Annotated in this window: 10 protein-coding genes; 2 read left to right on the forward strand and 8 right to left on the reverse strand. The window is 46.3% G+C overall.

All coding sequences use genetic code 11. The features are described from left to right. Positions 1-111: 111 nt before the first annotated feature. Complete coding sequence (locus tag ABEW32_RS24680) at positions 112-1,116, forward strand: LLM class flavin-dependent oxidoreductase (RefSeq protein ID WP_430192717.1); 1,005 nt, start codon at positions 112-114, stop codon at positions 1,114-1,116. Between the two features lie 283 nt (positions 1,117-1,399). On the opposite strand, the gene ABEW32_RS24685 is transcribed toward ABEW32_RS24680, so the two are convergent. The 4 genes from ABEW32_RS24685 to ABEW32_RS24700 form a co-directional block, all read right to left on the reverse strand. Next, entirely contained in the window at positions 1,400-3,004 is a 1,605-nt protein-coding gene (locus ABEW32_RS24685; RefSeq protein ID WP_430192718.1) for a cellulase family glycosylhydrolase, read from the reverse strand. Positions 3,005-3,448: 444 nt separating this feature from the next. After that, complete coding sequence (locus ABEW32_RS24690) at positions 3,449-3,700, reverse strand: hypothetical protein (RefSeq protein WP_013372537.1); 252 nt, start codon at positions 3,698-3,700, stop codon at positions 3,449-3,451. Positions 3,701-3,863: 163 nt separating this feature from the next. After that, a complete protein-coding gene (gene dhaK / locus ABEW32_RS24695; protein WP_430192720.1) occupies positions 3,864-5,624 on the reverse strand; it encodes a dihydroxyacetone kinase subunit DhaK in 1,761 nt (586 codons plus the stop codon). A 1-nt stretch (position 5,625) separates the two neighbouring features. Continuing rightward, the gene (locus tag ABEW32_RS24700; RefSeq protein ID WP_430192722.1) at positions 5,626-6,759 is read right to left on the reverse strand and encodes a glycerol dehydrogenase; all 1,134 of its coding nucleotides are present in this window, start codon (positions 6,757-6,759) and stop codon (positions 5,626-5,628) included. A 189-nt stretch (positions 6,760-6,948) separates the two neighbouring features. Here ABEW32_RS24700 and ABEW32_RS24705 point away from each other — a divergent pair, with 189 nt between their 5' ends. Then, the gene (locus ABEW32_RS24705) at positions 6,949-7,980 is read left to right on the forward strand and encodes a PocR ligand-binding domain-containing protein (protein WP_430192724.1); all 1,032 of its coding nucleotides are present in this window, start codon (positions 6,949-6,951) and stop codon (positions 7,978-7,980) included. Between the two features lie 142 nt (positions 7,981-8,122). Here the strand turns inward: ABEW32_RS24705 and ABEW32_RS24710 are convergent, their stop codons facing one another. The 4 genes from ABEW32_RS24710 to ABEW32_RS24725 all read right to left on the reverse strand — a co-directional run bounded on the left by ABEW32_RS24710 (position 8,123) and on the right by ABEW32_RS24725 (position 13,318). Next, positions 8,123-9,055 (reverse strand): DUF2167 domain-containing protein, encoded by a 933-nt coding sequence (locus ABEW32_RS24710; protein ID WP_430192896.1) that lies wholly within the window; start codon positions 9,053-9,055, stop codon positions 8,123-8,125. A gap of 575 nt (positions 9,056-9,630) precedes the next feature. Further along, on the reverse strand, positions 9,631-10,407 hold the full coding sequence (locus tag ABEW32_RS24715; RefSeq protein WP_430192726.1) for a DNA and RNA helicase: 777 nt from the start codon (positions 10,405-10,407) through the stop codon (positions 9,631-9,633). A 17-nt stretch (positions 10,408-10,424) separates the two neighbouring features. Beyond that, the gene (locus tag ABEW32_RS24720; protein WP_430192728.1) at positions 10,425-10,652 is read right to left on the reverse strand and encodes a hypothetical protein; all 228 of its coding nucleotides are present in this window, start codon (positions 10,650-10,652) and stop codon (positions 10,425-10,427) included. Between the two features lie 14 nt (positions 10,653-10,666). Continuing rightward, a complete protein-coding gene (locus ABEW32_RS24725; RefSeq protein ID WP_430192730.1) occupies positions 10,667-13,318 on the reverse strand; it encodes an Hsp70 family protein in 2,652 nt (883 codons plus the stop codon). Positions 13,319-13,342: the final 24 nt, after the last annotated feature.

The following is a 13,342-nucleotide window of genomic DNA, read 5'->3' on the forward strand; positions in this document are numbered from 1 at the left end:
CCTTATGCATCTTTTATTATAACGAAAAGATCCCCAAACTCCAACCTAGCCATTTTGAATTTTGACCTAATGAGTTGTGTCTGATACAGTTGTGTAAGAGGTGATTGTAAAATGCTTAAACTAGGTATACTGGATCAATCTCATATTCCTGAAGGCGGTACCGCTCAAGATGCATTATCCAATACAACAAATTTAGCACGTGAAGCTGATCAACTGGGGTATAGCCGTTATTGGGTATCCGAGCATCATGCATCCAAAACATTAGCCCACTCCAGCCCTGAGGTATTGATTGCCCATTTGGCTGCTCATACATCGCGTATTCGTGTGGGTTCTGGTGGTATTATGCTGCCACACTACAGCGCATATAAAGTAGCTGAAAACTTCCGCTTGCTGGAAGCGCTCCACCCAGGACGCATTGACTTGGGAATAGGGCGTGCTCCCGGCGGCTTGCCGCTGGCTACTCGCGCTTTGCAGGAAGGGAAATACCAAGCTGTCGAACAATATCCACAGCAGATTCTAGATTTAATCGACTACTTCCATGATTCAGTGCCTGACAATCATCGGTTTGCTGGTCTTCATGCCTCCCCGATGATATCAACCGTACCTGAGCTATGGTTGCTTGGCTCCAGCGGAGAGAGCGCCAGATTGGCCGCGATGATGGGCGCTTCCTATGCCTTTGCCCAATTTTTCGGTACTCCGGGCGGCGTAGAAGCTACTGCGCGGTATCATGAGCAATTCATGCCTTCGATCTTAGGAGATAAGCCGCACTCTATGGCGGCAGTTACGGTCGCCTGCGCTGAAACTGAAGAGGAAGCTGAGCAACTGGCGTCTAGTGCTAGTTTGTATTTCCTTTTACTCATGCAGGGTAAAGAGATGACTTCTCTTCCATCCGTGAAAACAGCCATGTCCTATCCATATACGGAATTTGATCGTGAGCGACTGCGTCAATCCTCAGCATGGCGTGTTGTAGGTACACCTGAACAGTGCAAGGAACAGCTACTAAGACTGGCTGAGCAGTACCGCACTGATGAGTTGCTGATCGTTTCTTCTATTCATGACTTTGATAAACGTGTTCAGTCCTATCGGCTGCTGGCCAAAGCTTTTGATTTGGTATAGACATCCGGTTGAACTGAGGCTAATTTTCAGCAACATTAAAACCCCCGCCTGCCTATAACGGCAACAGCGGGGGTTTGTTTATAGAGGATCGGTTCATTAGAACCAACCCATCTGTACTATAGAAGTAGTGTATACACCACAAAAGTTGAATGTCATATGGCACTTTGGTATTATATGTCATACACCAAAGGCGCATACGATATACTTCATATCTTCAAAAGACCGTAACCCAAAGTCCCATATCTTTTACTCGTACTATAGTTAGTATAAGCTATGGCAAATTCTAGGGCTCTATGCCCCATATCAGCTTACCCTGCTGATATACGGTGCCATGGTCCCAGTCTGCGAATGCTGTTTGGGCAGCTCCATACGAGTAATCGTTGGTCTCATCAAAATTACTCCAATTCGCTGCATGAATACGAGATTGAATTTCTCCGGTTTCGCCACCGGGCTGAATCGTTCCCGCTCCATCTGTAAAAGAAATCTCCACATATTTATCTGCCTTGGATTTCGGATTTGGCAATGTTACAAAAGTTGCTTTTACCTTATCATTGCCAAGCTTGGCCCAGTCTACAAAAAACTGCTGAGCTTGTTTGCTCTCATCTGTGTAATAATAGCGAATTTTCAGATCACTTAACTTCACAGCTGTTTTTCCGGTATTTTTGATATTAAATTGAGGCCGGATTGCATTATCCTTGGCGTTCGTGTCATCGGTGCGATATTGAAGTGCAATCCCTTCATTGTTACCCCCTGGTGTACTTCCACTGTGATCGCCACCGCTATTTCCACCATCGTTAGTACCACCATTATTGCCGTCTCCGCCGTTATTCCCGCCGTTGCTTCCTCCACCATGACTGCTGGAGCCTTCCAGAATCGCCTGTTTTACAAATTTACCGGAAGCGGTTAATTGTGAATCAGGCCATCCGCCCTTGCGGTCGGCACCAGGCAACAGCGCAGCAGAGGTCTCATTTTTGTCGGCAAGCGACCAACTGGCCCAACTGATTTTACGACTGGCCAGAAAATCTGTCCATACTTTGGATTCATTCAGGAACGGACCACCGTTACCCGAAGCGTCGCTTGTGCCCCACTCGGTAGCAAAAATGCCTACACCTTTGTTCAGTGCATAATCAACCCGATCCCGCAAATATTGTCCATGCGTACCCGCGTAGAAATGCACAGTATACATTGTATTTTTGTCTGGAAGTGGATGGTCTGCTGCATCATGCACATCCTGACTCCAGGTACCTGTTCCTACAATAATGATATTATCCGGGTCCTTAGCTCGGATAACCTGAGATACCTCGGATGCATAAGGTCGGATTTGATTGTTCCAGTTCACATTCCCATTTGGCTCATTAGCAAGTTCATAGATTACGTTAGGCAAATGACCATACTTAGTAGAAAATTCATTAAAGAAAGCTTTGGCTTCATTTTTATGAATGTTTGGATCGCCATCTGAAAGAATGTGCCAGTCAATAATGACATACAGGCCCAGTTTCTGTGCTGCCTCAATTGCTTCTTTCACTTTATTTTTTAAAGAAGGGTTGGCAATATATCCGTCTTCCTCAGTGTACAACGCAACTCGAAACACGGAAATGCCCCAATCGTCCCGTAACCATTTCATAGTGTCCTGGTTTACCAAATCCCCAAACCACTGAACGCCATGAGAACTAATACCTTTGAGCTGTATAGGCTGTCCATTTTTATCCACCAATTTTCCGTTCTTTACTGAAAGTTGTCCGTAACGTTCCACAGGAGTCGTCCCGGCTGCCTCTGCTGTTTGTGCATTCCAGTTGAACCCATTCGTTAATGTTAATAGCAATACTGCTGTTAACATTACTGCTACTCTTTTTACGATCCTTGGCAGGACCCATTGCTTAATCATCATTTACACATTCCTTCCTTTTAATAAAGTAGATGAGACTTATCAGTACGTTGTTCTCCGCTCTTTTGCTCCCTCCTTTATACAACAAGAGGATCAGGTTCCACATTCGATGTCACTTACCTGTATATGGATGTTACTACTATTATAGTTATTTCCATGTTACATTTCGACTTTATCCCAGAAAATGAACAAGAAGTCACTGTTTTGGGATAGGTATCCCTTCGTTGAATATGTAGAGTACTGAAGGGACAAAAGTCTCATTTATTTATTGAGAAATTTGGCTAATCTTGGGTGGTTAGCAGATTAAAAAAGTCTCTATTGCAACTCTTGAACCTAAAAAAAGACTGCTTCCCGATGCCAAGGCACGGTACAGCAGTCTTAATCATGATCTTATATGTGATTGGATAATTTAATAATATTATCTTAACGTAACGTATGGTGTCCCTATTATCCCTTAGCGGCAGCTTGAGGTTCTTGGGTTGCCTGATCTTCGTTCATATCGCCGCCATCCGTCGCTTGATCTGTCAGTACAGTCTCAGATGAATTACCCATTACCTTGTCAATAAGTTGTAGCCAAGGTTCTTCACTGCCTCCACAGCTCTCAATATCACCGAGCAGGGACTCTAGCGTGGTTCCTTCTTCTGGCAAATCAATAACTAAACTGTCTTCGTCAACTTGGATGGTGCAGCAGGTTTTCATTGTAAATCCCTCGCTTAATTCTTATTTGAGCATGCAGTAAGCCTGCTCAGATGGGATGAACTCCCACGGATTCAGGGATAAGCCCTTTGAATCCGTCTGAAATTATAAACCTTATACATCCCAATTGCAATGAACAAACCTTGAATTTTTAAGAATTAGCGAATTAGTTCAAACATTCAGCAAGCTCTGTAAAAATCACTCCAAGCGCATAAGCCCCCGCATCTGGATAACCAAGACTTCTCTCTCCGACCGCTCCGGCACGTCCCATACGCGCCACGATGTCTTCCGTCTTCTTGGCTCCTAGTACAGCGGCTTGAGCACCTCGTACAAAGGCTGCCTTCACGTCAACATCTGATTTTGCGCTCTCCACCCAGCTATCCGCACAAGGCACTAATGCATCAATAAGCGTTTTATCTCCAACGACGGCCCCTCTGCCGAAAGAACGTTCGCCTGTCGATTGTATGCCTTGCACCGCAGCCTGCATCATATCCGCGAATTCAGTAACGGTCAGTTCGCGTCGTTCACCCACAGATCGTGCCGCTGCGCGAAATGCTGAGCCCCAGATCGGACCCGAAGCGCCGCCGCAGTATTCCATGATGACAAGCGAGCACGAATGGAGAAAGCTTCCCATCGTCAAAGAGTCTTGGTGCAGGATGTCTCTCCATTCCCGCTTCAGCTGACGGAATCCCTTCGCAACGCTCATGCCAAAATCGCCATCGCCTGCATGAGAATCGAGCTCGCAGAAAGGCACCTCATTTTTGATGATAACCGCACTCATTTTGTCTACCAGGTAGATCAAATTGTTTAACGTAATCTTGTTGTCTTCAATAACCGCACAAGCAGGGGCGGTTTCCACTTCAAAAGATACTTGCCGATTTTCGTCTGCTACAGTTGAAAGCTCCGTGAATTCAACATGATTTACAGGTCCAGACACCTTGAACGCAGGCGCGTTACTTTCATGGGAAAGTAAGGTTTGCAGCTCGTTGTCCAGCTTCATGATGGAAACTGAGATGCCCGCCATATCAATACTCGTCATATAATTGTTGACGAAAGCTCGATTGATCTTGATCCCCTTCGCTGCTAATTTGCGAGTAACCGCATAATTGAAGAGGTACAGTTCTTGCAGGGGAGTACCGCCGAAACCATTGATCAGCAGAGCAATTTCTCCACCGAATCCATTTTCAATCTGCATATCCCGAAGGAGGTCGGTCACCATTCTGTCTGCCAGCGTATCCGCATCCGTCAGCTTCTCGCGTCTGATCCCTGGTTCACCGTGGATGCCGACACCATACTCAATTTCATCATGCCCAAGCTCAAACGTTGGCGAACCCTTCGCCGGCACGGTGCATGACGTCAATGCGAATCCGATGCTGCGTACATTCGCAGCAGCTTTCTCGGCCACTGCTTTGACTTCCGCCAGACTGCGGCCCTCTTCTGCCGCTGCACCCGCGATCTTATGCACAAGTACCGTGCCCGCTACACCGCGCCGTCCAACCGTATATAAGCTATCTTCTACAGCGATGTCGTCTTCAACCTTTACATAGTCCACTTCCAGACCGTCTTCAGTAGCCAGATGGGCGCCGTTTCTAAAGTTCATGATATCACCGCTGTAATTTTTGATAATCAGCAGTGTGCCTTTTTTCCCAGCTGTTGCTCGAATGGCCTGATACACTTGAATTTGTGAAGGAGAGGCGAAGACATCACCGCAGACCGCCGCATCGAGCATCCCTGTGCCGACAAAGCCAGCGTGAGCGGGCTCATGTCCGCTACCACCACCGCTGATGAGCGTTACTTTCTCCGTGTTCAGTTCCTTTTTCTTGAGCACTTTATATTTTGGTAGAAATTCCAACTCAGGATGCGCGAGCGCAATACCGCTGCACATCTCGAGGACCAGGTTTTCCGCACGATTGATAACTTTTTTCATGCTACTTTACCTCCGCTTTGTACTGGCTGCCGATCCGATCGGCCGTAGCAATTGCCGCTGCAACCTGCTCCACTGTGATCGGAAACGGCATGGCATGAATCGATTCCTCCTCAATGCAGGCCTTGGCAGCTACTTCCATGAGTTCTTCTGGACTGATATGATCGACGCCGATATCGGCGAAGCAGACTGGCAAACCGATGGCTAAACAGAAATCCAGTACCTGATGCAATTCCTCCGTTGGTGCATTTTCGAGCACCAGCTGTGCGATCGTACCGAATGCGACTTTCTCTCCATGGTAATAATGATGCGTGCCTTCCAAAATGGTGAGTCCATCATGAATCGCATGGGCCCCAGCAAGTCCGCCACTTTCGAAGCCAAGACCTGAAAGTAAAATATTAGTTTCAATGATATTTTCGAGCGCTTGTGTAACTTGATTTTCGTCGCATGCCGCTTTGGCTTTGGCGCCGTCTTTTAAGAGCATTTCATAACATAACGTTGCAAGTGCCATTGCCGCATTCGTCCCTACGGCTGGCGCACACTGCCCCTCGCGTACTCCGTTAGGCAGTCCGGCGTTGACCCTGGAGTAAGAACGAGAGGTCGCACGGGCTTCAAAGTAAGTCGACAGTGCATCACCCATACCTGCCACGAGGAATCGGGTTGGTGCATTGGCGATTACGGTGGTGTCGACTAATACGACACTCGGGCTTTGTTTAAAATAGGCGTAATCGTCGAAGGCGCCTTCTGGAGTATAAAGAACGGCCGAGTGACTTGTCGGCGCATCCGTCGCAGCAATCGTCGGACAAATGATAAGTGCTTCTCCTTGTGCCACACATTTCGCCGCGTCAATCGCTTTGCCACCGCCGAGACCAACGATGCAATCACATCCGTTCGCAGTGGCGATTTCCTGAAGTCTGGACACTTCCTGTCTGGAGCACTCACCCATAAAACCGCTTTCAATAAAAGTCACATTATATTTTTCCGTGGTGGAATCAAGCTTATCTTTCACCCGCTCCACATCGGCCGGATGCGCAATCAGTAAAGCAGATTTGCCAAAGGTGCTCACATAATAACCCAGATTCAACAATTCGTTTTCACCTTGTACATATTTGCTGGGGCTGATAAAAGCTTTTCTCATCTATAATTCCTCCCTTTAGTTGTGTTGGTTTAGTTCTGATTAAAACTATAAACGAACCCTGTGAACTTTACATTGGAGGAATCAAGGAATATATTATAATCTGCAATCGTATTTTTTTGCACTGAAGAATGCAAATTGTACTTTTTTGTTGTTGCTTACAGGAGAATTTACCATTAAGGGATGAGAATCTTGATACGTGAACATTTGAGCATCCAGAAAATCTTTGATTTGAAGAAGTGGGAGCAGTTGCAGGATTCATTGGCATCCGTTACCAAACTAGCCATTCTCACCGTCGATTATAAAGGGAATCCTGTAACCAGCCACAGCCAATGCCAATCGTTTTGCAAGAAGGTTCGCCAAGATGAGAATCTCCTCCCCTACTGCCAAAAATGTGATTCTCGTGGTGGACTTGAAGCGGTGCGTTCCAACAAACCTTATATTTATCTCTGTCATTATGACATCGTCGACATCGCGGTGCCGATCATTATCGACGATAAGTATATCGGCGCCGTCATGGCAGGTCAGGTTCGCCTAGCCGATCCTTCGAACGCCTTACAGCTAGAACAAATCCTCACGTCAAAAAATGAAAAACTGTACAGCTCCAAATGGGAGGAGCTTAAGGACTACTATGCCGATCTGCCGACAATGACCTATCAGGAAATTCAGATGATCTCCAACATGTTGTCCTTATTGTGTAATTATATTGTTGAAGAAGCGATGAATAAAAATCTTCTCGCAGAAATGTTCGAAAAGGCTTCGGCTATGCAGTCCAGTCCGCAGTTGTCCGAGATCCTTCCTGGCTACTCACTGAAGCATATTGAAAGCCTTAAGAAAGAAATGAATAATTTCTTAGCAGATGCCTATCTGAATTCCTCTGGGAATGAGGATATTCCATATGGAAATTCTGTACTCAAACCCGCCTTTGAATATATTTATGAGCACAAGGGTGAAACTTTCTCTCTAAAAGCCATGGCTGACTTGTGTCACATTAGTCCAAGCTATTTTAGTCGGCTGTTCGCTAAAGAAACGGGTGAGAATTTCTCCAGCTATCTTGCCCGCTTGAAGATGAAATGGGCGAAGCAACTGCTTGAAGCTACAGATATTCCGGTATCCCAGATCAGTAGCGAGCTCGGCTTCAATGAGCCGGGGTATTTTATTAAAATATTCAAAAAGTATGAAGGTACAACACCCGCGGTGTACCGAAAGTTTTACAAGGGATAAATGAAAAAACAGATGATTCATGGTTCTATCGTCACCATGATCATCTGTTTATATGGTTCTTGTCCGGCTACATATCGGTGTGTACTGATCAATCTACCTGACCTTTTGGTTAGTAATCTTATTATGGCGTGTTTCTCTATAACTACTGTATGGTTTCTGACTGATCCTGAGCATTCGTTTCATGGTGCATGGATTCTGATTTTTTCTTGCGGAACAATTTAGCAAAAAACTTGCCTATCACACCAAACACACCTGCACAAGCAGCACCAATGAGAACGAGCACCTTAACTCCCGCGCCCTTAACAAAAGCAAGGATTAATGCCAACAAGCCTACCTTTTTAGCTACTGCCAAGCCGGCTCCTCCCAAGATCAGTCCAGTCAGGCCATACTCAGATATTTTGTCTGTTGAAGCATTAAATTCCTCGTATCGTTCCCCTGATTTGACGCTCAACTTGGGTAATATGTGGTCATTCAAAAACTTCTTATCCGCTTCCAAATGTGCAGGATCAGACACTAAGATGGCAGAGATATAACCCTGACGAGTGAGTACGCGAACATTATAATTAATCAGCTTTTCCTTGTTCCCATCCTCTGCCAGCATAGACCAGGTTAGATTATGGGTCGCTTCATTATAAAAAGGCTCCACATCCCAACCCGTAACATACAGGCGATCACTTTCCGCTTTTTCCTTGTTACTCTCTTCCGTACCCTCTTTATAACTATCTAGAATGGCATCTGCATCGATGTCTTCTTTTTCATCATCCTTGATATGTCCAAGTTCATAGTATTCAAAAACAACTTCCCAATTTTGATTTTCATCCTTCGGAAATATACTTCCTATTTCCTTGCCAGATGGTTTCTCGTGATTCATCTCGCTTACCTTCGCAGTGTTAGCCGCATCCAAAAAAAGAAGAGATGAGTCTAAATCAACCGCAGCCACATTTCCCAGGTCTACCTTTCGGCCACCCTCAATCCATTTTAATTGCTCACTGGATGAAGCCCACGCATGACCTCCACTGAGTAACATCAGACTAAGCGCCAACAGCGCTCCCAGAATCGTTTGGCCCCATCTCATGTTGTTGTTACATCTGTTATCTAGTCTCTTGTTCAAAACTCATTACCCCTTTATAAATTCCAATATCTCCCGTGTCCCCAACCATATTATCCACTGCTTCATATTTTGTCAATTTACAGTAGTAAAGGAGGTTCCTGAGACTTAATACTCATTTTTATACATATGTATGCAATTTTTCTAATCTAATCGAACTTGTTTTACATTATATGGATGAACAATATAAAAAGACTCATCATGGACAAACACAAATGCGCAATGACTGTAACTTATCCGTTCAAGTCTCTCTCTAATGCTTGCTTAAAGGCCATATTCCTTGATACAACAACTCCGTTGACTCCAAGCTTAAGCTCGTACACATCCATCTAGCATAAAAAATGTCGAATTTCAGCAGATTAAGGAATGCATACTTCACCAAACAAGCGACAATGGTCTTAGTGACTTTATTCCTGTTTTTATACATATGTCATCTTTTTTATTCAAAAGAAGATATAGGCTTACACCGGATTGATGTATCAAATGCTTGGGCATAGAAGTAAAGATAGAGGGAATGCACATTTCACTCCTCTATCTGATTTCTAATCCACAATCATCCGTCCGGCTCCACCGCCCTGCCAGCGGCCTGCTGTGCGCTTCCCCCGACCAGCTCCTTCCAGAATCAGCACCAGCTGCCTATGGAGCTGAGCATGTGAATATTCCTTATATTCCGCCCCAGTTCGGTTCGCGATATAATGCTGAATAGATTCTCTGTCCACAGCCTCCAGGTTCAGGCACATCATAGCAAACATACAATCCATCGGATCGGTTGTACCGCTTTTGAGCAGCTCGGATGCAAAGTAGCGCATCGTTTCCGGGCGCAATGTACTTTGATGCAACCCCGCAAACGGGACATGAATATCACTCCATGTGTTGAACTCAGTAGCTATATCGGCAAAATCCTGATAATTGGAGCGAAGCACGGCTCCATCTTTAAGTTTGAACCGGCCCAGCTCCAGTTCATCCAATCCGGTCTCAGCCTCGGCCCCCAGCACAATATCTGCATGATGCATGGTGAAATCCGGGCGATCGCTTTGTTCCAAAAAGAGCAGCTTCAATACTGATAGCCGCCCCGTGGCCGCATATGGTACTTCCTGTTCCTGCTCCAGCAGGTATAATCTATTCTTATGCTTTACAATACCTCTGCCTACGGTCAGCGCTTGTTCCCCGACGGTCACGTTCATTCCAGTAATAATGCCATCCGAATAGTCCTGATACCGGATATCGAGAAAACTGCGAGGATAGTCCCGCAGATTTTCCAGCATCTCGGTTTTCAGAATACGACCTTTTTCAAACTTTGGAACGATATGCGTTAACATGGGGTTCCCTCCTTTCTCTATTCTTCTTTATGTAGGGGAACAGATAGCCGATTCACACCGGGCGAAGGAGGTGGAACAGTGACGTCCTCTTTGGTGGTAGGTGGAGCTTTACTTACTCCAAGTAATGCAGAAAATCGACGAAATTTCTTAAGGCTGTCAATGATATAAGCCAAAGTTCGTTTCCAAAAACCTGCATACAGCATGTTATCCCCTCCAAGTGTTGTGTGCTTTTCTGGTTTCTGCATTTTGCAAAATCTTATTATTTCGTGCCGTCAAAGAAATCCAGCTCGGAGAGATCATTTTCGAAGGCAAAAAAGCGCTTCGGACCCAGGTACAGCAATTCATCACGGCGCGTAATCGGCACTACATAAAAGCCCCAACGGCTATCTCCGACAAAAACAAAATATTTCGTCTCCTCATTACGGATGGAATCCGTATCATCCTGCGGGATATCCCGGCCGTACAGCTCTGCGATTTCTTCATACGGCATGGGTTCAAAAGCATCTGGCCGACTGCGGTACACATGGCGCTGACGAAGCTTGCCCTCGTTGGTCGTCAGGAAAAATTCCACTTCGGCCGCACGAGACGGCCGGGAAATCGAACCACGTACCCGGTTGCTTTCCAAACTCGCAATTAGCTCCTTCTCACGCCCCGTGTGCGTCCATGCGCTGACCGTATACGGAATAGCTGGAATATGATTGGTAATGACAGGCTCAATGGTCCCCATTTTTTTAGCGTTCAGGTAACGGATCGCCCCGCGCAAACAGGCCATTTTCAACTCAGGTACCCGGCTTAGGTCTTCTGCCTTTTGTCGGAACTCAATACTGCGCCCAGGCACAAATTCCTTGAGTGCTTCGCGGAACACGTCTATCCGGCAGGACTGCCCGGTCAGTTTGATAATCGAATAATCCTGCAAGCGCCCCTCCAAATAAAAATCATCCAGAAACTTGCGCACAATATTGTAGATATCTGCCTTAAGCAGCTGCTGTATTTCCCGAATGTTAAACACCACGTCAGGCAGACCATATTCATCACGGAACCGTCCGTTCTCGATGACCGAAACCAGCCAACGATCCATTACGGCAATGTTCAGGTCGCTTTCAGCGGATAATACCTGCTCGGCTTCAAAGCGGCTGCGTAATATCCCTGTACGTAGGAAAAACTCCTTTTTCATATTTTCTGCCGCACTCCACAGCAGATGAAAATTACTCAGCACCCGTTGATATTCATCCCGCGTAGCATGCTCATACCGTTTGAACGCGGTTGGCAAAATCGCCTCAGCCTCACGATAACGTTCCTCCAGTCCTGCATATACAGCATCTACACCAAACTCATCCACATGGCGGTACAAATCTCCTGAAGGAATGCCGATCAGGGCATCAATATCGGTGTCAGGCAAACGCGTCTCCGCAGCATAATAACCTGCAAACACAATTTTCATGAACTGCATAATTCGATAGGTCAGATTATTCCCACCAAAATTGGTATCCCCATTTTCATACGTTGTGTGAATATCCAGCTTGTAGGCAATTCGTCCATCTTCAATCCGAAACCGGCAGGAAGACAGATCTGTCGTGCCCCCACCACAATCAATGACAAGAGCCTGATACTCCTCACCGTCCGCAAAAGTTCCTCGTTCCATCTGGTCTGCCAACGTGTTGTACAGCACTGCCAGCCCTTCGTCCAGCGCATCCTCCGCTTCAATCTGGTAATCGGGCAAAATGTCGCTAAACATCTCTGTAAACTGAGGCTGTAGTTTGACAGGAGCAGAAAAGTGTAAATTGCGAAACCGACATTTGAATTGCTGCTCGGCTGTAGTAATCACATAACGGATAAATGCCGCTAAAATATCGCTACGGGAAGCAGTTGCTGTGTTCCCCTCAGAATCCATCAATTCTTCAATTCGCTTATAGTCGTTAACCCAACGTTTAATTCCCCGCAATACGGTTGCACGGCTACCTGCGACATCGCTACCACGTAGTGCCTCCTCTCCAAATACATAAACAATATGTTCAGGATGGGAGCAATCCGCAACGCGAATGGCGGTCGGCAACACTTCGATCCAGTCGCCTTCTATGCCTTCCGAACCGGGGAATGACACATAATTGATAGCGTCCAACCTGACTGAGCTGCTCATACCTATATCAGGATTCGTAACGTAGGAACGATCCAAATAAGCACCTGCCGTGGTGTTTGAGGTGCCAAAATCAATCGCCAGTACCGCATCGGTTGTTTCCGTGCCACGAATGATCAGCTCTGCCACCGGAATCCGATAACCCTGAAGCTTCAGCGGCAGCATTGGCTTATCCCCATAATAGAGGTTATAAAAATATTCTGACTCCTGTCTTCGCAGAAACAGCAGGCTATAACTATGATTGGACGTCTCTCGCAGTTCAGCATCGCGGTGACGAGAAAGATAATATACGCCTGTTCGTCTCTCATCCTTTACCAAATTCAAAACACCGCACAGCTCTCCTGTCGCATTCACCAGCAGCACATTAGATGAGCTCAGCCACGGCAAATCGGATTCGATCCGATAGTTGTCCATGCGGCCTGTGCGCACACCCTGATACAGTGTGATTTTAGCGGGAACCCGAATGCCGCCGCTTTCCTGCCGGCGGTCATTCCAGTTGCGCTGTAGTGCCAATTCCATCCGTTCAAAACCGCCAGGATTCGACCTTGTAATAAGCAGATGCTCCTCTGCACTCCGAAATCGCAAAATCACACGAATTAATTCTTCGCGTGCCAGACGATTCGCAAAGCCCTCGACCAGTCGCTCCTTATCACATATCCCGCGCAATTGAAAGGTCGTCATTTGCTCCAATTCCGCCCGTGTGTATTTTGTCGTGCTGCGAACGTTTTTTCGATCGGTGAGCGGGTCTAGCAACCTGTATGTATAGGGTCCGTTCATCGTTCACATGTCCTTTCTTAGCCA

Source organism: Paenibacillus jamilae, assembly GCF_050482105.1.
Classification (GTDB): domain Bacteria; phylum Bacillota; class Bacilli; order Paenibacillales; family Paenibacillaceae; genus Paenibacillus; species Paenibacillus jamilae_B.